Annotated in this window: 22 protein-coding genes; 5 read left to right on the top strand and 17 right to left on the bottom strand. The window is 34.7% G+C overall.

The annotated features are described in order from the left end of the window. Positions 1-127: 127 nt before the first annotated feature. The 4 genes from GOQ24_RS11095 to GOQ24_RS11080 all read right to left on the bottom strand — a co-directional run bounded on the left by GOQ24_RS11095 (position 128) and on the right by GOQ24_RS11080 (position 4,193). Positions 128-1,444 carry an outer membrane beta-barrel protein gene (locus GOQ24_RS11095; RefSeq protein WP_160339710.1) on the bottom strand — a complete coding sequence of 439 codons (1,317 nt, stop codon included), beginning with the start codon at positions 1,442-1,444 and terminating at the stop codon, positions 128-130. Next, complete coding sequence (locus tag GOQ24_RS11090; RefSeq protein WP_160339709.1) at positions 1,441-2,004, bottom strand: RNA polymerase sigma factor; 564 nt, start codon at positions 2,002-2,004, stop codon at positions 1,441-1,443. Before GOQ24_RS11090 ends, GOQ24_RS11095 begins: the two co-directional genes overlap by 4 nt. Before the next feature lie 60 nt (positions 2,005-2,064). After that, positions 2,065-2,619, bottom strand: coding sequence for a hypothetical protein (locus tag GOQ24_RS11085; RefSeq protein WP_155092252.1), 555 nt, complete (start codon positions 2,617-2,619; stop codon positions 2,065-2,067). 194 nt (positions 2,620-2,813) lie between these two features. Further along, on the bottom strand, positions 2,814-4,193 hold the full coding sequence (locus GOQ24_RS11080) for an MFS transporter (RefSeq protein ID WP_155092251.1): 1,380 nt from the start codon (positions 4,191-4,193) through the stop codon (positions 2,814-2,816). A 235-nt stretch (positions 4,194-4,428) separates the two neighbouring features. Between GOQ24_RS11080 and GOQ24_RS11075 the strand changes: the two genes are divergently transcribed. After that, positions 4,429-5,529 carry an enoyl-CoA hydratase/isomerase family protein gene (locus GOQ24_RS11075; RefSeq protein WP_155092250.1) on the top strand — a complete coding sequence of 367 codons (1,101 nt, stop codon included), beginning with the start codon at positions 4,429-4,431 and terminating at the stop codon, positions 5,527-5,529. Positions 5,530-5,610: 81 nt separating this feature from the next. On the opposite strand, the gene GOQ24_RS11070 is transcribed toward GOQ24_RS11075, so the two are convergent. The 6 genes from GOQ24_RS11070 to GOQ24_RS11045 all read right to left on the bottom strand — a co-directional run bounded on the left by GOQ24_RS11070 (position 5,611) and on the right by GOQ24_RS11045 (position 15,069). After that, a complete protein-coding gene (locus tag GOQ24_RS11070; RefSeq protein WP_155092249.1) occupies positions 5,611-6,588 on the bottom strand; it encodes a tetratricopeptide repeat protein in 978 nt (325 codons plus the stop codon). 328 nt (positions 6,589-6,916) lie between these two features. Then, complete coding sequence (locus GOQ24_RS11065) at positions 6,917-7,951, bottom strand: threonine aldolase family protein (RefSeq protein ID WP_155092248.1); 1,035 nt, start codon at positions 7,949-7,951, stop codon at positions 6,917-6,919. 137 nt (positions 7,952-8,088) lie between these two features. After that, entirely contained in the window at positions 8,089-9,120 is a 1,032-nt protein-coding gene (locus GOQ24_RS11060; protein WP_160339708.1) for an efflux RND transporter periplasmic adaptor subunit, read from the bottom strand. 178 nt (positions 9,121-9,298) lie between these two features. Next, a complete protein-coding gene (locus GOQ24_RS11055; protein WP_160339707.1) occupies positions 9,299-10,696 on the bottom strand; it encodes an efflux transporter outer membrane subunit in 1,398 nt (465 codons plus the stop codon). 33 nt (positions 10,697-10,729) lie between these two features. Continuing rightward, positions 10,730-13,885, bottom strand: a complete 3,156-nt coding sequence (locus GOQ24_RS11050) for an efflux RND transporter permease subunit (protein ID WP_160339706.1) — start codon at positions 13,883-13,885, stop codon at positions 10,730-10,732. 38 nt (positions 13,886-13,923) lie between these two features. Next, positions 13,924-15,069 carry an efflux RND transporter periplasmic adaptor subunit gene (locus GOQ24_RS11045; RefSeq protein WP_160339705.1) on the bottom strand — a complete coding sequence of 382 codons (1,146 nt, stop codon included), beginning with the start codon at positions 15,067-15,069 and terminating at the stop codon, positions 13,924-13,926. Positions 15,070-15,438: 369 nt separating this feature from the next. Here GOQ24_RS11045 and GOQ24_RS11040 point away from each other — a divergent pair, with 369 nt between their 5' ends. Then, a complete protein-coding gene (locus GOQ24_RS11040; protein ID WP_160339704.1) occupies positions 15,439-16,011 on the top strand; it encodes a hypothetical protein in 573 nt (190 codons plus the stop codon). 121 nt (positions 16,012-16,132) lie between these two features. Here the strand turns inward: GOQ24_RS11040 and GOQ24_RS11035 are convergent, their stop codons facing one another. The 7 genes from GOQ24_RS11035 to GOQ24_RS11005 form a co-directional block, all read right to left on the bottom strand. Then, positions 16,133-16,762: a response regulator transcription factor gene (locus GOQ24_RS11035; RefSeq protein ID WP_160339703.1), complete on the bottom strand. Its 630-nt coding sequence runs from the start codon at positions 16,760-16,762 to the stop codon at positions 16,133-16,135. A 2-nt stretch (positions 16,763-16,764) separates the two neighbouring features. Further along, positions 16,765-19,023 (bottom strand): tetratricopeptide repeat-containing sensor histidine kinase, encoded by a 2,259-nt coding sequence (locus tag GOQ24_RS11030; RefSeq protein WP_166520742.1) that lies wholly within the window; start codon positions 19,021-19,023, stop codon positions 16,765-16,767. Positions 19,024-19,035: 12 nt separating this feature from the next. Beyond that, a complete protein-coding gene (locus GOQ24_RS11025) occupies positions 19,036-19,626 on the bottom strand; it encodes a hypothetical protein (protein WP_160339702.1) in 591 nt (196 codons plus the stop codon). Positions 19,627-19,664: 38 nt separating this feature from the next. Then, a complete protein-coding gene (locus GOQ24_RS11020) occupies positions 19,665-20,426 on the bottom strand; it encodes a hypothetical protein (RefSeq protein ID WP_155092239.1) in 762 nt (253 codons plus the stop codon). 28 nt (positions 20,427-20,454) lie between these two features. Then, positions 20,455-21,036: a DUF4303 domain-containing protein gene (locus GOQ24_RS11015; RefSeq protein ID WP_160339701.1), complete on the bottom strand. Its 582-nt coding sequence runs from the start codon at positions 21,034-21,036 to the stop codon at positions 20,455-20,457. A 9-nt stretch (positions 21,037-21,045) separates the two neighbouring features. After that, positions 21,046-21,561 carry a hypothetical protein gene (locus tag GOQ24_RS11010; RefSeq protein ID WP_160339700.1) on the bottom strand — a complete coding sequence of 172 codons (516 nt, stop codon included), beginning with the start codon at positions 21,559-21,561 and terminating at the stop codon, positions 21,046-21,048. 244 nt (positions 21,562-21,805) lie between these two features. Further along, on the bottom strand, positions 21,806-23,263 hold the full coding sequence (locus tag GOQ24_RS11005; RefSeq protein ID WP_160339699.1) for a hypothetical protein: 1,458 nt from the start codon (positions 23,261-23,263) through the stop codon (positions 21,806-21,808). A gap of 289 nt (positions 23,264-23,552) precedes the next feature. Here GOQ24_RS11005 and GOQ24_RS11000 point away from each other — a divergent pair, with 289 nt between their 5' ends. From GOQ24_RS11000 to GOQ24_RS16545, 3 genes are all read left to right on the top strand, one after another. Continuing rightward, positions 23,553-23,969, top strand: coding sequence for a hypothetical protein (locus tag GOQ24_RS11000; protein WP_155092235.1), 417 nt, complete (start codon positions 23,553-23,555; stop codon positions 23,967-23,969). A gap of 6 nt (positions 23,970-23,975) precedes the next feature. Continuing rightward, positions 23,976-24,635 carry a J domain-containing protein gene (locus tag GOQ24_RS10995; RefSeq protein WP_155092234.1) on the top strand — a complete coding sequence of 220 codons (660 nt, stop codon included), beginning with the start codon at positions 23,976-23,978 and terminating at the stop codon, positions 24,633-24,635. A gap of 7 nt (positions 24,636-24,642) precedes the next feature. Continuing rightward, a partial coding sequence (locus GOQ24_RS16545) for a hypothetical protein (RefSeq protein ID WP_208103224.1) occupies positions 24,643-24,828 on the top strand: 186 nt, incomplete at its 3' end.

The following is a 24,828-nucleotide window of genomic DNA, read 5'->3' as shown; positions in this document are numbered from 1 at the left end:
AAGTAATCCGTCTGCTGTAAATTATCTTTTTTAAACTTTGAGCAATAGTAGAAAGCATAAGAGCCAAATGAAATAAATCATTTGGCTCTTAAAGGTTATTAATAATAGTTAAAGTATGTTTCTTGTTTTAAAAATTAAAGCGCAAACCAGCTTTCATATTGAAATTGAATGGTTTCTCTTTATAAATTGTACCAACATCACTACTGTTTTCAAAGTGATACTGAACACCTGGTTCCACATAGATACCTACAAGCTTAGATAATTTGTACTCCATCCCTATAGCTGTATTAGCAGACACCTGTAGTGTTTTGATATTTACATTACCTGTTACGCGATCACTCACTACATTATTAACAATATAACTGGTCTCTGTCTTTCCTGATACAGACTTTTCAAAAAGTGTACCAACTGTAGCATAAGTTGAGAAATCACCTACTTTAAATAAATTGTAATTAACTTGTAAGGGAATACCGATAAAATGTATCGTTTGTTCACTCACCATACGGTTTGACCCAGCACCCGCTTTTAACTCAGAAGACAAACGTGTATAAGTCACACCTGTTGCTAAACTCCATTTATCTGTCAACTGGTATCCAATCGAGACTCCTGCTGTAATAGGAGCTTTGTGCTTTACATCTGTTGCGATACTTTTATTGCGATTCGCTTTATAAATATCCGAAAAGGGATTACTCCCCGGGGTAATATAATCTAAGACATTCGCATCAAAGGTCAACATATTTCCATTCATCTTCGCATATCCGCTAATTGATTGACTTGCATTAGTGAAAGTACCATTAGTTTCAACTGCTCCAGTCCACCCTCTTTTATTTAGTTTGTTTTTAGACGTAGTCGCCATTTTTTCTTCATCTTCCCAATATCGTTTCTCCTGATCAATTAACTCCTCTAAAGTCTCTGATACAATTTTGCTTGAAAAAGGTAGAGTAGTTTCATTTAGAGAGTTAGCCATATCCCCCTGGCTTTCTAACTGTTCTAATTCAACAAGATCACTTAAGTAATCTTTGCTAAAAAAAGGATACTCCTCTGCTCTACCCTTTACACCATTATTTTGTTTGTTTGATTTTGAATCCTTTGTTTGTTCAGCTATAAAAACATCGCTTTGATTGTCTTTACCAGCTTCAATCTTCTCTAAATGCTTAAAATTCAAAAGACTTGAAAAGTACTTCTGATTCTCAACCACAATAGGTCTAACTACCAAAAATACTATAATAGCTGCGGCCGCAACAGATAAGTCAACACCAAACATAGGTAGCTTCCCTCTATACCAAGCCTTCTTAGTCTGTTTCTCAATGGGAAATATAATCGCTTTTTTCACCTCTGGGGATTCAAATAGCTTGTGCTGTATTTCTTCCCATAATCCTTGTGGAGCCTGTTGTCCAAAACCATCCATCTTATCGCGTAGCTGCTCTTTCCAATCTTTACTCATAATGCCACTTTTAGTTTTTTAAACTCTCTTATTCTCTGGCTCAACATACTCTTTGCTCTGTGAAATTGTGAAGCAGATGAGTTCTCCGCAATTCCCAGTAAATGTCCAATCTCTTTATGACTCTTTTGCTCAAATACATAAAGGTTAAACACAGTTCTATACCCTTCTGGTAATTCTCTAATCATCGCAAATATTTCTTCTTGACTTAAGCCATCAAACTCAGGCTCATCTTCATCAGCTATATCGACAATATTATCTTGATTATAGATTACCTGGTGTTTCTTTTCTTTTCTTATAAATTTCAATGCCTCATTAACTACTATACGAGTAGACCAAGCCTGTAAAGCTCCCTTTCCCCTATAGTCAAATGATCCGATAGCGTAATACATTTTAACAAAGCTCTCCTGTAATACATCTTCTACATCATCTTGTTTATCAAGATAACGCATACAGGCATAGGTCAAGCTGTTGGAGTAAAAGTCATAAAACTCTTTCCAAGCACTTTGCTCTTTCTTACCTAATCGATCAACCAAAAGTCTCTCTTGATCCTCTGTTAACATCTATCCTTTTTAATGTCTTGTTTTGTAAAGAAAAAAGGAACTATCTCTTTATATCTATAGTTACTTTCGACGGGCATCTATATGATACACAATAGTTTTTGACAAAGCTAATACTTTATTATCTACAACAATATTTTTGACTTCTAACTCAAACTTTAACTTGTGTCCTAAATCTACGTATAGCCCTTTTTCCTTTGGTTCAAACAACAATCTTAATTTCTTTTCTCGACCATCTACTATTTTTTGATTAACTTCTATATCTTTTGATCTTAGCATAACTTCAATACCTGTTTGGTTCTCTGTTAACCATTTATCAAACTCCATGCTAAAACTCGTATAACCACTGAGCCCAACTAATTCTTCATTGGATTCTATAATCGGGGACAACGGAAATGCATCAAAGAATATACTATTTCCATTAATTTCAAAATTCACTTCTTCATTTTGAAAAGTATTAAGTAAACTAACGTATTGACCATTAATACTTTCTATTGAAACTCGGTCCATAATGGTCAAATCACTTGTATCTGATGTACTGCATCCTAATGCACTAAATAACAGCACACTTAATAACCCAATTGTTAGTTTACTTATTAATACTTTTCTTAACACCATAGTTAACGAACTATTATTACAAACTACTTTCCTTTTCAGCTTGTACTATATAAATGCATGATGTTGGAAATCTTGCATCACAATTCAAACTTTTTTTTAAAAAAAAGTAACACAACCACAAATACACCTGTAAATCAAATAGTTAACAAATAAAATATTTTTATAAATCATATACTTTTTTATATCTAATCACTTTACTTCTCCTTGATTAACATACTAAATCCTATAGCGATAAGTTGTACAATAGTCAAAACCAGCAGAACAATACCAAAAGCATGTGAGTAATCACTTTTGTGAGCTACTATAAAAAAGACACTACCTATGGCCGCTACTCCAAAGGCTGAACCTATTTGAAGAGCACTATTAATCAACCCAGAAGCTAAACCTGCAAAGGCTGAAGGCACACCTTTCAAACTTAGTCTTACAACTGAAGCTAAAGTTAGCCCCATTCCACACCCGATAATCAAAAGAGAAATACGCAGTAACAAAGAAGTAAAATAATAGATATTGAACAACATCATAAAAAATCCCAATGCATAAACAGATAGACCAATTATAAGGGCCTTGCTCTTAAAATAAGCATTAAGGTGACTTGAAACTAAGGATGAGCATAAAAAACCTATACCAAAGGGAATTATGGCTTTACCTGCTTGTATTGTGCCCCACCCTAATTCTTCTTGTAAGTAAATACCAAATGCTAAGTAGAAGACTCCACTACAGTAATATAAGAAACAGACTATGATACCATATTTCAAATTGCTGTACTTAAAAACTGACAAGTCTATTAAAACACTCCTCTCTTGCTGTTTGCGCTTTTTTTGGAGCTTAATAAATATAACAAGTAGCATAATAGACAAAATAAAATACATTGCACAAGTTAGGGTAAAACCAGTATTAGACAAGGTTACTAAGGGATATATACCTATAATTAATCCAACAACTAAAACAATAGATCCAAGTGAATCAATGGAGCTAACTCCTTGATTTATTTCTGATTTTGGAAGAGTAAATAGTCCTGCTATAAAAGCTAACAAACCAATTGGAAGATTAATAAGAAAGATAATCCTCCATCCCAAGTTAAATAGATTCCACTGTATTAACACAGCTCCTAAATACTGACCAAATGCAGCAGCAAGACCAAATGTAAAACTGTACAATGCCATTACTTTTGTCTTTTGTTTGTCCTGGAAAATTACGTGAAGAATTGCCAAAACTTGAGGAATCATAATTGCTCCAAAAACTCCTTGCAATATCCTTCCTATAATCATCATAGTAGTACTAATTGCTAAGCCACATAACACAGAAGACAGTATAAAACCCAGTAAGCCAAACAAGAACACTCGCTTTCTGCCAAATACATCACCTATCCTTGCTCCTGATATTTGAAAAACGGCATAAGCACACGTATAAAAAGAAATAATCATTTGCAGTTGACTATTGTTTGCAACTAATGATTTTCCAATAGCTGGTAGGGCCAAGTTGACAATATAAAAGTCTAAAGGCGATAAAATAGTTGCCATTAACAAGATAAATAGAGCAAACCATTTGCTGTTAAAAATTTTACGTAACGTCATTTCATTATTTTTTAATCTTGTAAATTTCCCTATTCTACTTAGCAGCATGACAACGTAAAAAGACATTTAAATAACCCTAACGGTTATTTATAAATTACTAATCTGATTTAAAACAACAAAAAAACAAAGCTATATATAGCTGTAGCTTCTACTTTTAATTAAGGGACTATTAACAGGCTGTTTTCTTGTATTGCAGAAAATTTATGTAACTTTTGACTTTAAAAACCACAATACTATGAATGTTATACTAAGCGAAATAAAGAATCACATTGGCATTATAACCCTAAACTCAGAGCGTAGCTTAAATTCCCTATCCTTAGAAATGGTAGAAGGTATCTTAACTCTACTCGACAAGTGGAAACAGGACGACTCAATCAAAAGTGTATTTTTACAAGGTAGCGGTGAGAAGGCCTTTTGTGCTGGAGGAGATATCCGCCAAATGAGACAGGCTATTATTGAACAACAAAAGATAGATCCTACTCAAGTACCACAAAAATGCGCAGACTTTTTTGAGAAAGAGTACTTGCTGGATTATACTATTCACACTTATGCAAAACCAATTATAGTTTGGGCAGATGGTATTGTAATGGGAGGTGGATTAGGTTTACTGGCTGGAGCTTCACATAGAATAGTGACAGAGAGAAGTAAACTGGCTATGCCAGAGATAACCATCGGTCTATACCCTGATGTGGGGGCATCTTATTTTTTAAATCAAATGCCTTCTGCCTATGGACTTTACCTTGGAATGACTGCAACGCGATTTGACGGTGCGGATGCTTTATTCTTAAACCTTGCTGATTACCATATAGATGCTGCCCACAAGCAGGCTCTATTGCAAGATTTGACTCAACTTTCTTGGAGCAACACACCTTCTGAGGATATTGATCTGCTTTTGCAAAAGCATTCCTCTAAAGACATTCCTACTTCTCAAGCTCAAGAAAATGAATCTATCATTCAAGAATTTGAATCAGTCAAAGATACTTTAGCTTTTAGTGAGCTTTTACAAAAACACGCCTGTGAAAATACGTGGGTAAATGCCGGATACCAAATATTCAAATCAGGCTCACCAAGTTCTGCTTTTGTCATTTTTAAACAAATAAAAGACAACAAAGGCAAGTCCTTAGAACAAGCATTTAAATCAGAGTTAAATCTATCTTGCCAATGCAGTATACATCCAGACTTTCCAGAAGGAGTGCGCGCTTTATTGATAGATAAAGACCTTTCTCCAAAATGGCAGCCGAGTTCATTAGATAAAGTTTCTCCTGAATGGGTAGAGAGTTATTTTACACCTTTATGGTTAGAAAACGAACATCCTTTTAAGGATTTAGGAAAATAATTCATTCAAAATCCCCTTTTACAGTATGTAGTATACATATTGCAAAAGGGGATTTATATATTTTGTGCTTGCTTTAGCTACTTATTTAATATTCAAATGTTTTAGAATTTGTGGTAGTTGTTTTTTATAAGTATCAATATTCCACTCCTGACCAAGCATGGTAGACATATATTCCTCTATGGTCTGTGTAATACCCATTTGCTTTCTCAATTCATTAATTTTACCAATATCCTCTATAGGCCACAATAAGATTTCTCCCTTTTCTATACTGACAACTTGCGTTCCATAGATTTGTTTTCTACCTTCATACATAGCTATTCTATCAGCCATTGTCGCATAATCTTTGGCATCTACCTTACCCTTTTTTAAAGCGTCAGCAATCATTGTTTGATACTTTTGTTGTACAGTTAAATCGGCGTGTTGAATCACAAGAAAAAGTGTTTTATTCGCTTTATATCCGATCTGATCTGCACCAAGCCATCCGTGCTTTACCAAAATAGCCTCCACTTCTTGTAAATTTGCTTGATCAATCTTTTTTATTTCATCACTTACGGCTTTGAGCTCATTGCTGTAATTACCGTGAATACTTTGGGTTTGATTATATTGCTTACGAATAGATTGATCGCGGTCAAAGATTGTTTCCAATTGACTAATTATACTCGCGTAAGGACTGTTTTTTTTGATATCTTGTTCTTTTAAATTTTGGACAAATAATTTCCACTCGTCAAGTTGATGCAAACTTTCGAAATCTGGAATAAATTCAATAAACTCTATAAGCTTTGCATCTACTGCCTTAGCACTTGTATAGGCATTGAGGTAAAGCATCGCTTTTTCTTTATCACCTAACTTAGCATAGACCCGTGCGATCTCAAAATTGTAATCTTTTGACTTTGTACGCACCAACAAGTCTTGAAATAAAGGTAAAGCTTCTTGATATCTCTCTTGATTGAATAAGTCACCCGCTTTAGCCTTTACAGTCATAATAGACTCTTGAGCGCACAAGCTCATCATAGAGAAAAAACACAAAGCTGTAAGTCGTTTTTTTGTATTTAATAACATAAGGAGAATTTTACAATTATAAGGTTCTACTTAATTAACCTCTGCCAATTTATATACCATAGTTTCCATCATGGCATCTATATCAACTTCAATTAGTGCGTCTAATGAATGATAATTAGTACTTAAATTACTGAACTCTTTAGTGGAATCAGTCAGTATATACTGACCTAATTGTGTAGATAAATAAATCATCACAATATGAAATAATCTAATCATAGTCCGTGTTTATTAAAAATAGTTAGGTGAATACTTACATCTTATAACTATTTGGCATACACTTTAGTATAAATCAAATCACAAACCACTACTTTTTTAACAAACAATTAAGTTATATACTATCAAAAGCATTCAATACTGCAACAAATTGGTTTACAGCTTCTTGTGTTGTAGCCCAAGAAGTAATCAATCGAACAACTGCTAATTCCTCATCAACTTCTTGCCAAATGTAAAAGTCAAAATCGCGTTGTAAGACACTGATTAACTTTAGGGGAAGAATTGGAAAAAGCTGATTCGTTGTCGAATCACCTGCGAAAGAATATCCTTTGTTGCCAATGGCCTCTTTTAAGCGGTATGCCATCGAGTTAGCATGGGCTGCGAGTGTAAAGTATAGCGAATCTGTAAACAGTTCCATAAACTGTATTCCAATTAACCTACCTTTGGCTAATAGCGCTCCTTTTTGTTTTAAGTTGTAATCGAAATATTCAGCCAGAGTAGCATTGCTAAAAACGACTGCCTCTCCTAAGAGTGCTCCATTTTTAGTAGCTCCAATATAAAACACATCAACCAAGCTTGCCACATCTGCCAAAGTTAAATCGTTATTCTCTGCTGTTAAAGCATGTCCTAAACGCGCACCATCCATGAACAAATACATACCATGATCACGACAACACACAGATAGCTCTTCGAGTTCAGATTTGGTATAAATAGAACCTGTCTCAGTCGAATTTGATATGTAAACTACTTTGGGCTCAACCACATGGGGTCTAAGTGAAAACTGCTTTATAGTCTGCTCTATAGCAGCGGCAGTCAGTTTACCTGTAGTTGTTTGAACAGGGATAACTTTGTGTCCCGTTGCTTCAATGGCACCTGTTTCGTTTGCATAAATATGTCCTGTTTGTGCGCTAATCACTGCTTGATGATTCAGCAAAATACTCGAGATAACAAGTAAATTAGTCTGTGTACCTCCCGAGAGAAAGTATATCTCTGCTTGTGGTAAATTCGTTTGTTCTCTTAATAACTTCTTTGCTTGAAGTGTGAAACTATCCTCTCCATACCCATGTTCCTGCGTTAAATTAGTTTGTACCAATCGCTCGAGAATCTTTGGATGACATCCCTCCGCATAATCATTTTTAAAACTGTACATAGCTGTTAAATATTTTTACCGGCTATAAGCCTATAGATACAGCTAATATAAGGCCTATTTAATCAAACAAGTCACAATATTGTATAAAAAAAAGTAAGGCCATACTACCTTACTTTTCGAACTAATATATCTTAATCTTACTTCTTATCCAGAACAGCAGGAGTGAGTAAAATTGTTTTATCATCTAATTTACCGTGAACGAGATAGTTTTCATTCACCTTTCTAATCACACTCACTTTTAATTTTTCATAATCGCCTTGTTTACCTTTTACCCAAACGTAGTTTTGGTTATCTTGCTCAACAATAGCTTGTATAGGAACCTCAACGACCTCTTTGTACACAAGGGTAATAATCCCTTCAACTTTTTCTTGCTTAAGGTACAAGCCTTCTAACGAGGTAAAAATAGGTATAGAAATGCTTTCTGTATCTTCACTTTCCATAACTTCTATCTTACTTAATAAATCAGCGTCTTTTACCTGATAAGTTGATCCATCATACTTAATCGATAATTGCTTGCTAATATAACTTGCTTTGGTAGGCTTAAAGCTCTGCATATCATCACCGTTGAGCTTAGCCGTAAGTGTATACGGCAAAATATAGGTCAAGATATGCCCCTTAGCCACCTCTCCTCCTAAAGCTACAGATATCATATCAACTATTCCATCATAAGGAGCATAGACATTCTCAAGTAATGCCTCATTTTGTAACTCGACAGAATCCAATGCTTGTTTGGCAAGTGTGATAGCCTGAGTTAAAATATCTTTTCTGGAATTAAAATTAACTCGCTGTGCATCATCGACAAAGTCACCTTTCTCAACTCTTTCATTAATAAGTTTGAGTTCATCTTCTAACTCGTCTATTCGACTTGTAGCTTTCTCCAATCGACTTGTAGAGGATTCTCTTTCAATCTCAAATAGCAATTGCCCTTTCTTTACAAACTGTTTATTCTTGACAAGTACTTTAATTATAGACCCTCTAAACTTAGATTGTATAGTTGTTTTAGCCCCTACAGTAATATCCGCTTCAAAAGAATTTGAAAAGGTCTTATCCGCTGTATGTAAAACAGCCGTTTCTTCAGCAATAGCAGTTGTGTCTGTCTCGCCAACATGCTTGGTTTTATGACCATAAATACCAACTCCTATAAGAAAAATGACAGTAATTATTGTCATTATGTATTGCTGTTTCTTCATGTTTATCTAATAAATCAAATCTTTATCAAAAAGAGTACAAATATAATGAAGTGTTTTTTATTTTTAATAAAAACAATTTGGCTCAGGCATTTGTCCATAAAAAAACCAGGGTCTCCCCTGGTCTTTTCCCCAATCAAAAAAATCCAAAAATAACTTATTAATGACCTCCCATCGCACGGTATAATTCTACCAAAGAAACTAAATAGTTACGCTTTAATTCAGCGTAATTTAAGTTAGCTTGTAATGCTAAGGATTGAGCATTAATAACTTCTAAATAAGAAGCTTTGTCAATTTCGAACATATATTTAGTATTTGTTAGAGAAGTGTTTAATACTTCTACACGCTTATTCATAAGCGCTTCTTTATTGTCTAACTTATCTATTTTAACCAGTGTGTTTTGCACATCTGTATAACCTGTGATTACAGCATTTTTGAATGCAATAGCTGCCTTTTCTCTTTCCACTACTGCTACTTGATAAGCAGTTCTCAATTTCTTTTGATTGAAAAGCGGTTGAACTAAACCACCTGCTACCATACCAAACAAAGAAGCAGGAGTTTTGAACCAATCCGATGCTTCAAAACTATTTAATCCACCTTGAGCAGTAATTGTAAGGCTTGGATACATCTGACCTTGAGCAGCTCCAACTTTTGCATTCATCGCTTTGAGTTGATATTCGGCAATTTGAATATCTGGACGATTACTTAAAAAATCCACAGGTACCCCTTTGTTAAGATCAGTCGCAAAGTTCAGATCCTTTAAAGTTTTGGTTCTTGCAATCGCCTGTGGATAATTATTCAAAAGTAAATTCAATCCATTTTCTTGTAGCGCAATTTCTTGCTCGATTGACGGAATTAATTCCTTGGATTCAATCCATTGCGCTTCTGCTTGTTGCATGGCAAGAATTGTTTCATTACCTACTTCAAACATTTTCTTTGTCAAAAGGTAAGTACTCTCTCGCAATCCAACGCCTTGTTGTGCTATCTTTAGCTGTTCATCTAACATTAAAAGGTTAATGTAAGCTGTAGTGACTTCAGATATTAAGTTATTCTCGATTGCTCGCTTTACCTCCTGTGTTTGCAATAAAGAAGCTAATGCCGCCTCTTTCTCTCTGCGTATTTTTCCCCAAACATCAATTTCCCATGACAAATTCAAACTGGCATTAAAGTCATCATTTACACGATCAGCTCCACTTGCTGCAAGCTGACTATTTTTTGAAGATTCCATTCTACTGGCTGCTACATTAGCCGTTAATTCTGGTAACAAAGCTAACTTGGATTGTGTGTACAACAACCTTGTTTGCTCAATATTCTTAATAGCAATCTGCAAATCTGCATTTCTCTCTAAAGCAGTTTGAATCAAGAAGTCTAATTCTTCATTTTGAAAATACTCCTGCCAAGAGACTTTTGCTAACTTATTTGCAATCGTATCAGTATTTTGAGCAGTTTGTTTTGAAAACTGCTCTGGAACTTCAACTGTTGGTCTTTCATAGTTCTTACCTACTTTACATGCTGTAAATAAACTTGAACCAATCAATATATATACAATTTTTTTCATTTGAATATCGTTTTTATACTTGCCTATAACGGCTTATGCTTCTTGATCTTCAACAAATCTTGGACCTGATATCTTTTCCTGTAAGTACTGGAAGAGAACGTATAATACTGGAATAATAAAAATACCCAATACCACACCTAAAACCATTCCTCCTGCTGTCCCCACACTGATAGAGTGGTTACCTTGTGCTGATGGTCCTTGAACAAACATTAAGGGCACTAAACCTGCAACAAAGGCAAATGAAGTCATTAAGATTGGTCTTAGACGCAAACGAGCTGCTTCTATAGCTGAATCAACAATTGAATATCCTAATCCGCGACGTTGTACAGCAAATTCTACAATTAGAATCGCGTTCTTGGCCAAAAGTCCGATTAACATGATAAGTCCTACCTGTACATAAATATTATTGGAAATTCCGACAAAGCCAATTGCTAAGAATACTCCAATTATACCAACTGGCAAAGATAATAACACTGCTAATGGTAGAATATAACTCTCATATTGAGCGGCAAGAATGAAATACACAAATAAGATTGACAAAGCGAATATAAATACCATTTGTCCTCCTGATTCTTTTTCTTCTTTACTCAATCCCTTCCATTCAATACCATAACCTGCTGGTAATTTCTCTGCCGCTACTTGCTCAACTTTTGCCATAGCTTGTCCTGTACTAATACCAGGAGCTACAATACCATTGACACTAATGGCATTAAATAGATTATGTCGGCTAATAGCTTGTGGTCCATAGGTTTTTTCCAACTTAGCAAACGAACTTAACGGGATCATCTTACCGTCTTTTCCGTGTAAATACAATGTTTTAAATGATTGCTCATCTGCTCTAAACATCGCATCTCCTTGCATAAATACCTTAAACTGTTTTCCAAAACGGTTAAAGTCATTTACTTGAGCACTACCATAGAATAGTTGTATTGTATTGAGTAAATCTCCTACTTCTACACCATACATCTTTGCCTTGATAGGATCAACTTGAATAGTGTACTGAGGGAAGTCTGCTTTAAACATCGTGAAGGCAGCTGCAACTTCTTCTGTTGCACTTAAATCTGCATTAAACTGATTCACAACTTCCGCAAATTCTGGAATGCTTCCTCCTCTTCTATCTTGAACTACAAGTTCTAATCCATCAAAATCACCAAATCCAGGTACTGTTGGAATAGCAAAAACGAAGAAATCTCCTTCCTTAATAGTCGTTAAACTACCGTTGATAATTTCAAGAAGTTTATTGATATCTTGTTCTTCACCGCGCTGTGTACGCTCTTTAAACTTAATGAATCCCATGGCATAAGCTGGACTGGCAGCATTGCCCAAGATATTAAATCCAGAAATACTCGTTACTGTTTCAATAGCAGGATGCTGACGAATAACTTCTACTCCTTCCTCTAAGGTCTTCTTGGTTCTATCAATACTTGAACCTGGAGGCAGAGATAATGCAAACATGGCAAAACCTTGGTCCTCATTGGGAATAAATCCCTTTGGTGTAGTATTCATTAAAAATACAGTCAGTACGATTGAACCCATTAGAATACCTATACTAACAACCTTATTTCTGATAAAGAACGATACTCCATTGATATACTTATTAGTCATCGCTGTAAACCCAGCATTAAAAGAACGGAAGAAACGCGTCTTGAATCCTTGTTTATTTTGCCCTGGAGCATGTTCCAAATTGTGGTGGTGATTCTTTAACAATAACGCACACAATGCTGGACTCAAAGTCAAGGCATTAACAGCAGAGATCAAAATAGCTATCGCCAAGGTAAATGCAAACTGCTGGTAGAATAACCCTACTGCACCTTCCATGAAACCTACAGGGAAGAATACCGCAGACATTACAAGTGTAATTGAAATAATAGCTCCTGTAATTTCACTCATTGCCTTTGTTGTAGCCGCTTTGGCATCAAGCCCTTCGTGCTCCATTGTACTGTGGACGGCTTCCACCACTACAATGGCATCATCCACTACAATACCTATGGCCAGTACCAGAGCAAACAGTGTCAACATATTAATCGAGAAACCAAGAAGGTTTAAGAAAAAGAATGTTCCTATCAGGGACACTGGTACCGCAATTGCTGGAATAAGTGTAGAACGAAAATCTTGTAAGAAAATATATACGATGATAAACACCAAGATAAAAGCCTCAATTAAAGTAGTCTTAACTTGATTAATAGATTCATCTAATTGTGTTTTATTGGCAAAAGTTACATTATATCGCAATCCTTTTGGCAATTGTGGTGTTAACTCATCTAACACTTTATATACTTCCTCTTGAATTTGGTTCGCGTTTGATCCTTTAGTTTGAAATACCGCTAAAGTTGTTGCAGGTAATCCATTAATTGCCGTTTCCTCATCGTATGAAATAGAACCAAACTCAATACGTGCAATATCTTTTAGATAAAGTACATTTCCACTTTCATCTGCTTGAATAACAATCTTTTCAAATTGCTCTGGTGTATTGTATTTCCCTGGATAGGTTAACGTATATTGAACAGAACCTCCTGCATTTTGCCCAAGGTTACCAGCAGCAACCTCCTTACTTTGACTTGCAATAGCAGCTGCTACATTATCAGGTGTCAAACCTCTATTAGCCATTTTATGTGGATCAAGCCACACACGCATAGCATATTCTTTTTCCCCAAAAGTCTGAACGTTACCAACCCCTTTAATACGCTTTAAAGCACGTACAAGGTTAATACGTGCATAGTTCTGCACGAATGTTTCATCATATAGTTCCGCATCTTCACTAATAAGATCCACAACCATGATCATTCCTCTTTGTTCCTTTTGAGTAATTACCCCAGCTTTTACAACTTCCTCTGGTAAGATACCCATTACTTGAGCAACGCGGTTTTGCACGTTTACTGCTGCCTGGTCAGGGTCTGTTTCTAAAGTAAAGTAAACATTAATCGCTGCAGTACCATCGTTACTGGCTGTCGACTCGATATGAGTCATATTCTCTACCCCGTTAATTACCTCCTCTAATGGAGTAATTACCGATTTTAAAACTGTTTCAGAGTTACCTCCTGGGTAATTTGCCATTACCGTTACACTTGGTGGTGCAATATCCGGGAACTGTGCAATAGGTAACTGCATCAATCCAACCCCTCCAAGAATTACCAGGATAACAGAGATTACAGTTGCTAAAACAGGTCTATGTATTATCTTTTTAAGCATAATCTTCTTAATTCTAATTTATAATTCTATTGACAGTATTAATTAGACGCAGTTTGTTGTTGCTCTAATACTTTTACTGCCGCACCATCTTGTAATTTATCTACTGCCGTTGCAGCAATTATTTCTCCTGCTTCTACACCACTCTCAACAAAGTACGTATGTAAATCTCTACCTAGAATTTTTAATTGTCGTTGCTCTACTGTATTCTCTTTTGTCAATACAAACACAAACACTTTTTCTTGCAAATCAATAGTCGCTGAAATAGGCACTTGAATTGCATCTTTATGAACTACATTCAAGTAAACAATTCCCGTTGCCCCATTGCGTAGTACACGGTCTGGATTTGGAAACGTAGCGCGAACAGTCAAAGCATTTGTTACTTTGTCAAACTCCCCATTGATTACATCTACTTTACCATTTTGACCATATTTATCCCCATTGGATAATTCTAATTCAACTGGAATCTTCAATACATTCTCCGCACTTCCATTCTCTTTAATCAGATCATAGTAATCAGCCTCACCAATTGAAAAGTAAGCATACATTTGAGAGATATCTGAAAGTGTAGTTAGCGGCAATGGCTCTCCTGCTGCTACAAGGTTCCCTACACGCTTATTGATTCTTCCAAGAAAACCATCTACAGGAGCCTTTACTGTCGTATAACTTAAATTTAATCTTGCCTCGTTAACAGCTGCTTGTGCCTGACTTACAACTGCTTTTGCATTATCTAAAGCTGCATCAGCCGATTGAAGTTGTATAGGTGATACAAATGAATTCTCAAGTAATGAAGCTACTTTATTGCGCTCTAACTCCGCCGTAACTAAAGCTGCTTTTGCTGCTTTCAATGTAGCTTCTGTATTTTGTAGTTGAATGCGATATGGCTCTGAATCTATCAAGATTAAAGCTTGTCCTTTCTTGACAAATGATCCTTCTTCAACTAATATTTTCTCTATATATCCAGCTGCTTGAGCTCTAACCTCAACATTAACTTTACCTTCCAATGCTGCTGTGTACTTTTGAACAACAGTAGCATCCTGTTTTTTAATCAATGTCGTCTTAACCTCAGGTGTCATATCAAATCCACCTGCATCAGCTTGTTTATTACAACTTACAGTTAATAATGTTGTCCCAAGTAACAATCCTCCAATAATCAAAAACTTTACGGTTCTATAAATTTTTCTCATTATTTATCTTTTTTACAAGTACAAAAGTCTACAATAACTATGCAGTTTTTTGAGATATTAATTTGAAACGTAAAAATTAACGACTGAAACGTAAAATGAAGTCGCTAATCTGAATTTTATTGGGAATTCTATTGGGTAAATAAATTACTAAGAATGAAAGCTATAGAGCCGATGAAGTTATGAACTAAACAATCTACCAAGTCTGTATTTTACAAAAAGAGAAGAGCTATCACTCATTGAATTTATCAAACCTGAAATCGTATTCAATCCGCTAACCCCCAATCGCTGAAATATCACCAATTACAGCGACTACTTTAATACTTTAACTATCTTATCTTTGCAATAACAAAGTTCACAAAGAAAAAAATTATGAAAAGAATTGGTCTGAGCATACTATTGCTGTTTTTCGTACAAATAAGCAGTTGGGCTCAAGAAGAAAATCTACAGGTAGAGGTAATCCAGAAGGGAAAAGTAATTCCAATGGACAATGGTATCATCAACCTAAAAAGTGATGCATTTACATTTGAAATTACTTCTAATAACATTGAGGGATTCTTAATAGGTGCTACTTATGATAGAGATTTATACCGCTCTGCTATAGGAGAAGCAGACTTAGAAGTGCCTTGGTTTAATTCATTTGCCATTGCTGATGAGAACCACAATCCCAATAAAGAATTAATCATTTCGGATCAAGTGCCTACCTATTGGTTTTATAAGAACGCTATAGAACACCGCTTTGATAGTGCTCCTAAAGGAAATGCAGAAGAATGGGTGGGACAAAGAACAATAGAAGTACTCAATAACTTATCCAGTTATGAAACAGTTCCCTTATCTAAATTTAAAGATACAGTATATGTATATTTCTATTCTCCTGTATACGATGAACACTACAACCTTACAGAGGCGATCATTTTATATCACGCAGCATTAAAATTTAAGTAAGAAAATGATAGATTACTAAAAAGCCAGATTCAAATGAATCTGGCTTTTGTTATATAATCAGCTCTATATTAATCCACTGTGAACATGTATTGCCATATTCATACATGGTAACTTTACAAGCCTAATTTTTAATCAAATTATACTCTATTGCCATTTTAATAGCAGTACTCAAATTAGAAGTTTGAAACTTCTCGATTAAGTTTTTGCGGTGACTCTCTACCGTATGGTGACTTATAAATAACTTCTCTGCTATTTGATTGGTTGTTAATCCTGATGCAGCCTCTATTAAGATCTCTTTCTCACGACGAGTCAGTTTTGGGATTTGTTTTAAACCCACTTCTTCTTTCTTATCCAATACAATAGTGGACTGAGAACACAAATACTTCTGACCTGTGTGTACAGCCTGTATACCGTGGATTATTTCTTCTACTGAAGCATTCTTCTGAATATATCCCTTGGCTCCTTCTGCTAAGCTACTATTGATAACAGCATATTCGTTGTGTACACTTAACATGATAATCTCTATGTGTGGAAATTTCTGTTTAAGCGGTTTTATTAATTCTAGGGTATTAATATCTGCTAAATTGATATCTAATAGTATGATATCTGTGTTTATAGTTAGCAGCCCTTGCATCATACTTTCTTTATCCGAAAAACATGCGACTACCTCTATTTCTATTTGGTTGCTCAATATATTCTTTAATCCTTCTAATAACAAAGGATGATCATCTGTAATAGCTACTTTTATCATAATTACTTTTTAGGAAATTTAAATTCTACACTTGTTCCTATATTTTCTTCTGAGTGCACAGCTAGTGTCCCTTTCATAAACTGTATGCGCGATTGTATATTGTGAAAACCAGCTGACTTCTTCAAATCTAATTTATTAGTATCAAAGCCTTTTCCGTCATCTTCAACTGTGACAATAATTTCGTGTTCTTCTTCTACCAATTGAATAATAATCTGAGAGGCCTCTGCATGCTTAATAGCGTTGTTTACTAACTCTTGTATAATGCGATAGACCAACAATTGTTTGTCTTGGGATAGGGAACTCGTATAGCTCAGAAATTCGATATGAATATCTAAAGTCTCATTAGACATACGAATGCCAAATTCGTCTAACGCTTCTTTGAGTCCGTAATTAACTAATAGATCAGGCATCAGATTATGCGCTACTTTGCGCAGCTCTGTGACTGCAGCATCTATTTGCTCCACAGACTTATTCAATCCCTCTTGTGCTGACTCACCTACTTTCTTATTTAATTGTGTAAGGTGTAATTTGGTACCTGAGAGTAGTCCTCCCAAACCATCGTGTAAATCACGAGCTAAACGCCCTCTCTCTTGTTCTTGCCCTTGTAAAAGAGCTGTTAAAGTCGATATTTTAGAGTTCTGTTTTTCCTTCTCGATGGCTAAGTGATGTAGTGTATCTCTCTGTTTCATAGTCCTTAGACGTTGTCTATAGGCATATAATAATAGAAGAACCACTACTATAAAGAATATCATAGAAGCTACATAAAAAGTGTTGAGCTTATCCTTATAAGCCACAATACTCTTATATGTCAATAAATCTTTATTCTTTTGTTCTGTTTCTAACTGTGATAGACGTAGCTGTTGAGCATTCTTCTGTGCTTCTAGCTCAGAGAACTTCAGCCTGCTACGTTGATTCTCCTCTATCAACTTTAGATTGCTCAACAGCTGCTCTCTCTGCTGAGCTAAAACGTGCATTAGCGCAATCTGTTGTTTGTTCTTCTCTGATTCATATTGAAGTTTGACCAACCTTTGTTGTTGTCTCTCCTTGTCAAACTGAGCTTCTAACTTTCTTACTATTTCTAATTTGTCTTGGTTATACAACTTCTTGAATAACTCCAAGTACTCCTGTTGATAGTGAAAAGCCTCTTTATAATTGCCGTACTCTGCGTATATCTCTACAAGAGATTCATATATATTTAATTCTATATTGCGATCTGCGATACTTGATTTTTCTAGAGCTTGTTTTGCTTCTAACAAGTAAGAAATAGCTCTCTTAGCATCCCCCTCAGCTAAATAAACAGAGGATATAATCCCATAAGATGATGCTATGTGATCTGCCCGCTGTGTTTTTAGTGCAATAGCATTAGCCTTTTTAGCATATTCTAAAGCTTTACAGCGATAGGTGTCAGGAAAAGAATACAGGTATAAACTAGCTAAGTTATTATTGGCAAAAGACAAATCAGAGAGATTATACATGACCTCTTTATTCTGATTAAAGATATCTATGGACTGTAAAAAGTAGCGCTCCGATAAATCTCTATAATTCACATGATCAGGATGAGTACTATACAATCGATCATATAAATTACCCATTTGCATAAAAGCCGAAAACTTAGTCTGCGGCTCGTGTTGTAATAAAGCGTAGCTTAGAGAAGCCTTGGCATATTTTTCATTCAACTCCTCTTCACCTAAACGGTTATAGATAACGCTTAGCTCGCTATTAGCAACAGACTTTCTCTTGTTCAGCGTATTTGAGTTAGGTGCTGATTCGTAGTGCTTGATCGCTGTAATGATGTACTCTACAGCCTTCTCATGATAACCATTACGACTACTTAACCATCCCTCGCTATACGCTAGGTATCCCTTAGTCTCAGCATCATTTGCTTTTATACTGTACTGCTTAGCTAAGTCAAGACTCTTCTCTGCTCCTATAGTATTCTCCATAATGCGCAAATTCATCGCCTGAATGCAGTACAGAATACTGACATCACTATAGTTTTCGCTTTTTAATGCTGTATCGATACTTCGGGTAAGCACACGTTCTGCCTGTTCAAACTCTTTATTGGCATAAAGAGCAGATAGATAAGAGATAACGATGTTGCTCTGTGCTTTATTTTTGTCTTGAATTGCCTTATATTGTTTCTCCCAATATTGTAAGGACTGTGCGTACGCAGACGACGTAGATAATGTACACACTACTACAACCGCGATACCAATTAAATAAGGCCTTACAGACACAATAAGGATTCGAAATATCTTCAAAAAATAAAGGGATTAGGTGTTACGCTCAATGCAAATATATTTATTCTGTTTCTTATTGAAATAAATATCTATAAAAGGTTCATACTGTAATCCTATCTGATATTTAAACGTTAAGTTTTCATCCCATTGCATTGGAGTATCTTCTTCTGGCCAGATCATAGCCCAGCCTTCTGCATATCCATATACTTCCTCATTATTATACATCGGATGGCTCTGCATCCATAAGTCTATATAATCGTCGTTATAGATAGATTGTAAATCAGATAGATCATTACTATTACAATCATTATCTTTAATCCACTGCTGAACTTCAACATCTCCAAAATGCATTAGATGCTCGAAGTTTGGGTATATTTGTTGAGTTTTAGTCGTTAGAGCTGTGTATTTCGTTAAATCTATTAATTGGATATCAATGGGGTCAAACGAGAATACCTCATCCTTCTCTATTAAAGCCATCCATTGATTCATACATTTGACTATAAAGCTAATACTTTCTTCTTCATTAACATAAGCGGCTGGCTCATCACCTGTTATTGCTTTCACAAAAAGGTGTGCTTCTCTAATCAAAGTCTGCGCTTTCTCTTTTAATTGTTCTATATTCATTTATTATGACTTTAGTACAACAGCTTATTATTTTAGTTTTAGGTATATTCTAAGCAAATCACCGCTTTATTTATAGTTGGGTCATAGAATAAGAATAACATATCAGCAGCACTCTGTTGAAAGTCATATCCTTCTATCGTAGCGATGTGAGGCAGTACTTCACCATTGTGACAAGGCTTTTCTGTTATGTTTTCTCCGCCGTATTTACAGTCTTCTAAAGGAAGGCCTGCTGTATTTAACTCTTCGAAAAGACCGTAAATCTTCCGTTCTAAACGCTCTATATAGTAATCTGAATGTTTTCCATTATCCATATCCTCTACCGTAAGTTGACGCATACGCTCTAAACTGCGGATGTCTTCTACGTGTAAGCCTGGACGATCATAATCTTTATCACATAACTTACCATACTTTTGATAATACGCTTTTTTAAGCTGATAGATGGTCTCGTTCTTATTGTATTCTATCTCTAATCCCGAATAGTCTTGGGCATAATCTTCTGCTGTTATTACAGTATCTACTGAGAAGTAGTTCCAATCAGCATCAAACTTATATTTACCATCTATTACATCAAAACCAAACATATCTGCTTTAGTAAATGTGGTGTGATAATCTGTTGTATCTTCTCCTACACGGCCATCATAAATCTCTTTGACAGACACGATGTGCAACCACGTATCTTTAGTGGTATCTATTAATTTTAAATTAAAAGAACAGATCGGCAAGAAATACTTCTTGTGATTTTCTATATCATCATAAAATACCTCTTCGTATTCAGGGAATATTTTTATTAATGGGTTCATTTATATACTCTACTTTTTATTTGTTATTCTATTTGCGCCAAGTTTTCATCCAGTCTAGATATTCTTGTTGATAAGGATTGTCATTTAAAGTAATGATCATCTCCTCTAATTCTTGACGATCATACTCATAATCTGTTTCAGAAAACATCAAAAAGATGTCTTTTCCAACTATCTGCTTAAAGAATTCTTCTTGTTTTAACTTGACCAAAACAGCAATACAAGTCTGATATAGTGTTTGTTGAAATGCCTCAAACTCTTCATCATCTATTTCTTCGTATTCCTCTTCTTTAAAATCTTCTTCTTCAGCCCAAAAGTCACCTTCCAGAGCATTGTAAAGTGTATTACAGATAGCCGAGAAATCTTCATCTGCTCCATCTCCTTCATAACACCACTCAGCCGGTTCATACTTATAGTACACATAATCTTGTTTTGGCTTGGTCTCTAAATAATCTTGCGTGTTGGTAGAAGGACAAACCGTCATCGCTCCCTCATCACTATATAGAGCGAAACCATAGATATCTTCGCTACCATGAACCGTTACTATTTCTTGAAAAGCCTTACGTGTAGCTGCTTCTATTTGGATAGCTAATGCCTTAAAATCTATATTCATTTCTATAATTTATATCTTCGCAAAAAAGTCAAACTTATTCTTTGCAATTAACTTAGCTTCTTGATTTGGATGTTCTTCATATACTTCTATATGGATTACTTTCACATAAGTAGGTATCCTATACTCCTTTTCTTCACTGTAGTTATACCCAGCTATAGTAGCTCCTTCTTTACCAGGTATGTGTTTAATATTTACATAGTACTTAAGCGTTATACCATTGCCTAATTGCTCTGCTTGTTCAAAGCGTATCTTAGAAACTTTGTGAATCTGTAACCCTCTAGAACTAATATTTCCTTGTATGCTAAATCGCAATACATTATCCTCTTTAGACACTAAAGAAACAGCAGGTACAGATCTCTTTGTAACCTCCTGATAAGTGGTATAAGTATGTTGTTTACCCCTATCGGGTACTTGTTGAGTTACTCGTTTTGGCTCAATATGTATAGTTGTTATTTCCAGTGTTTGAGCCTTAGTCTGACAGCCAAACAAAGCAAATATTGACACTAAAATCATAAGGTATTTCATTGCTATATTTTGGTTAAAAGTACTGCTTCTTGTCTTAAAAACATCTCACTGATAGTAGTGGTTTTCTAATTTTACTACAATATGTATGAAGTAACAAGGCATCTTTATTAATAATAAAGAGAACTTAGATATAAACCTATTGCTTTGATAATCCAGTACATCTACTCTATACTCTTTACCATTCACAGCTATTAATTTCAGTTAGTTAGCCTCACTAACTAGCTGAGTATTCTCTTTCATCTCTTTATTGTTCTAAATACGCTCTACCAGTATAAATATCGATATAATAACTTACTGTTTTATCTTCAAGTTTTACTTGAACTAAACCGTCTGAACGAATGTATTGATAAGCCTTCACACCTAGCTTCTCTTGCTTTTTACTGTCATAGAGTGTATAGTTTTCCTCTTTCTGCAAGGCATAAATACCTTTCGAAATATCCAAAGCAAGTATAGAAGTATACTCTGGTTCTATACTCCATAGTTGAGCTTTTCTATCCCAGACCCCATACTTACTATCACCTTCTTTGCCCTCTATGTTGACAAGATACAATTCATCACTACCTGTATAATACTTTACAGAGGTAACTTTCTGATAAGGTATAACCATTTCTTTAGAAGGCCATACAAGCCTGCCTATTTGATCTGACACCTTAAAACTATCCAAATCAAACTGTTCTACCACCTGACCATGTATATCTAGATAAAGCCAATCATAAGCCCAAATATCGTGATCATAGTTAAAAACACCTATTAAAAAATAAGGAGAATTAGCAATAGAATAAATCAAAGAGGCATTCTTTATAAAGGCTGCTTGCTCAGGCGTTGCTGTTTTAATCTCTTTAGGAAAAGCCTTGTCATACTGAGGATATGGATAGACACTCCCAGTAGTAACATCCTTTAACAACTTTGGTACAATAGGCTCAAAGCGTTCTTGCATCAACTGATCCAGTATAAGGTCTTCATTACCATACTTTATACTAAACGTATTAACACCTTCTAAGTCTTGATGTATTGCTTCCTTCTGCTGTACATCATAAATAGAAAAAGAGTCTTTAAATCCCTTTATAAATCGCTTATTGTCTAAGGTTGTTATCACATCAACATCCTTTTTCTTTAAGTATTGATTCTTAACTACATAAAGTGTCTTGTTCCAATAAATATGCTCATCATCTACTGCCACTGGATTTAGAGTGTAACTATCTTCTAAATAAGGGACTTGTTTTTGCAGTAAGACCTGCTTGGTTTCAATCACCCCAATCTCAATGCTATGATAGGTTTGTTCTTTTTTAATAGCTCCTCCTAAGATATTCCACTCCCAATTCCAGATAGGCATCTTTCTCTGGTATTCTCTACTTTTCTTATAGAGTGTCAATCCATTTACAACTTCTATCTCTATCTCACTCTCTCCTACTTCAAGTACTTCTTTTCCATTGGTATCTATAACAACAAAAGCTCCCTTATTATTTATAACCATCGCATAACCTGTCGAAGTATACATAGACGCACTTTTATACTTTATCCCATTAATAGGCTTTAAACTATCCCTATCTACATAAATAAAGTCATTTTGCTTAGTTAAAAACGCAATAAGTTGAGTAGGTTCTACTTCAGGCATATTGAAAGAGGATTTGTCTTTTCTTACTTGAGCATAAGTTATGATAGAGATCAATATCAAAAGGGTACTTAACACTGCTAGTTTCATACTTTACATTTTTGTATTTGGTAAGTAACAATATTAAAGAGATAAGTAGAAGGAGACAATCCCTATTAGTGGGGAGGTTTTTAATATTTAATAGTTCTGTTATTTTCTAAAACAAACAACTTTAGTATTAAACTAAGATTCATATAGTCAGTAGATATGGTCTAAAAAAGCTTAATAAAAACATAAATATTTAAACTAATTTAAGGATTGAATTACTGCATACAACTAAACAAAAATAGTCTTTTTGATAAATTAATGTAATTTTGCAAATGTTATTAGCAAATATATCATGGAGAAAGCAGTAAAACCTGAAGAACCTCTTTTCTATATAGGACTATTAATAGTCTTAATTTATTTCATCTATTTGTACTTTTTAGATACTAAACAAAAAAGAAATAGTGCTAAGAAAATAGAGTCTTTAGAAAATAAAATACTCAAAGCAAAACAGAATTACTTAAGCAATAATCAATTATTAAAAGATGAATTGACTAAATACTATCCTGTTGATTGGGTTGAGAGTGCATTCAACGGACAAATTTATAAAGGTATGCCTATAATACTACTTAAAGTTGCTTTAGGAACACCCAAAGATATCGTTTTTAATGGATCACAAGGGCAAGTTTGGAAATATGATTCTAAACAAGAATATAAGTTGCTTATCAATATATGGGATGAGCAGATCACTACTTGGCAACAAATAAATTAAAAGCAAATGAATAAAAAAGAATCATATACTATATTAGGCCTTGAAGAAAATGCTTCTATTGATGAAATTAAACTAGCTTATAGAAAATTAGCAAAACAATATCATCCTGATAGAACCGGTGGAGATGAGTTTTTTACTAATATGTTTAGGAAAATTAATCAAGCATATGAGAATCTACTCTCTAACCATGACCTAAATTACAACTATAAAACACACTCTTCCCAAGAAAACACCAAACATAAAAGAGTTATTCTCAATCCTAATGTTGATAATTGGATTGAAAAACGTCATCAACTATTTGATTTTATAGACTATTCAAAAAGGCAACTAGACTATTTAAAAAATAGAAAGACAAAAAGAGCTTTATCGTTAGCTAATATCTTAAAACTTGTAGGAATTGCATTACTAATTGCTATTGTTTTCAACCCTTACACAGTAGAGAAAGTAACTGCTAAACCCAAAGATATAAAAACTACAAAATGGAAAACAACTTCTAAAACTAGTTTATATCCTTCTCCTGATAGTCAAACACACCCTATAGGTGAATTAGCACAAGGACAACCTTTAGATAGTATAGGCGCTACTAAGTATTTTTTTAAGGTTCAAGTTCTCAATGCAGATAATATACAAACTGGCTATGTCTTAAAACGAAAAATAAGTAAATAAAAAGACTATGAATGAAAAATATTACAATCTTTTACAAAAAAAAGAACGTCTAAAAAAAGATAATAGAGATATGTTAATCGCTGGAATAATCGGTGTTCTATTAGCATATTTTATGATAACAAGTCCATCCTACCCCTCGAAAGATTCTTTTACATGGAACAATCTTTTATCACTTTATGCTATGGCTTTTTAT

Source organism: Myroides sp. LoEW2-1 (assembly GCF_009767705.1).
In the GTDB taxonomy this organism is placed as follows: Bacteria; Bacteroidota; Bacteroidia; order Flavobacteriales; family Flavobacteriaceae; genus Flavobacterium; species Flavobacterium album_A.
The sequence above is the reverse complement of the archived record's forward strand: the minus strand, read 5'-3'. Positions and strand labels throughout refer to the sequence as shown.

Coding starts and splice junctions, on each gene's coding strand:
- GOQ24_RS11095 (WP_160339710.1), bottom strand. CDS start 1,444: ATGAGTAAAGATTGGAAAGAGCAGCTACGCGATAAGATGGATGGTTTT.
- GOQ24_RS11090 (WP_160339709.1), bottom strand. CDS start 2,004: ATGTTAACAGAGGATCAAGAGAGACTTTTGGTTGATCGATTAGGTAAG.
- GOQ24_RS11085 (WP_155092252.1), bottom strand. CDS start 2,619: ATGGTGTTAAGAAAAGTATTAATAAGTAAACTAACAATTGGGTTATTA.
- GOQ24_RS11080 (WP_155092251.1), bottom strand. CDS start 4,193: ATGACGTTACGTAAAATTTTTAACAGCAAATGGTTTGCTCTATTTATC.
- GOQ24_RS11075 (WP_155092250.1), top strand. CDS start 4,429: ATGAATGTTATACTAAGCGAAATAAAGAATCACATTGGCATTATAACC.
- GOQ24_RS11070 (WP_155092249.1), bottom strand. CDS start 6,588: ATGTTATTAAATACAAAAAAACGACTTACAGCTTTGTGTTTTTTCTCT.
- GOQ24_RS11065 (WP_155092248.1), bottom strand. CDS start 7,951: ATGTACAGTTTTAAAAATGATTATGCGGAGGGATGTCATCCAAAGATT.
- GOQ24_RS11060 (WP_160339708.1), bottom strand. CDS start 9,120: ATGACAATAATTACTGTCATTTTTCTTATAGGAGTTGGTATTTATGGT.
- GOQ24_RS11055 (WP_160339707.1), bottom strand. CDS start 10,696: ATGAAAAAAATTGTATATATATTGATTGGTTCAAGTTTATTTACAGCA.
- GOQ24_RS11050 (WP_160339706.1), bottom strand. CDS start 13,885: ATGCTTAAAAAGATAATACATAGACCTGTTTTAGCAACTGTAATCTCT.
- GOQ24_RS11045 (WP_160339705.1), bottom strand. CDS start 15,069: ATGAGAAAAATTTATAGAACCGTAAAGTTTTTGATTATTGGAGGATTG.
- GOQ24_RS11040 (WP_160339704.1), top strand. CDS start 15,439: ATGAAAAGAATTGGTCTGAGCATACTATTGCTGTTTTTCGTACAAATA.
- GOQ24_RS11035 (WP_160339703.1), bottom strand. CDS start 16,762: ATGATAAAAGTAGCTATTACAGATGATCATCCTTTGTTATTAGAAGGA.
- GOQ24_RS11025 (WP_160339702.1), bottom strand. CDS start 19,626: ATGAATATAGAACAATTAAAAGAGAAAGCGCAGACTTTGATTAGAGAA.
- GOQ24_RS11020 (WP_155092239.1), bottom strand. CDS start 20,426: ATGAACCCATTAATAAAAATATTCCCTGAATACGAAGAGGTATTTTAT.
- GOQ24_RS11015 (WP_160339701.1), bottom strand. CDS start 21,036: ATGAATATAGATTTTAAGGCATTAGCTATCCAAATAGAAGCAGCTACA.
- GOQ24_RS11010 (WP_160339700.1), bottom strand. CDS start 21,561: ATGAAATACCTTATGATTTTAGTGTCAATATTTGCTTTGTTTGGCTGT.
- GOQ24_RS11005 (WP_160339699.1), bottom strand. CDS start 23,263: ATGAAACTAGCAGTGTTAAGTACCCTTTTGATATTGATCTCTATCATA.
- GOQ24_RS11000 (WP_155092235.1), top strand. CDS start 23,553: ATGGAGAAAGCAGTAAAACCTGAAGAACCTCTTTTCTATATAGGACTA.
- GOQ24_RS10995 (WP_155092234.1), top strand. CDS start 23,976: ATGAATAAAAAAGAATCATATACTATATTAGGCCTTGAAGAAAATGCT.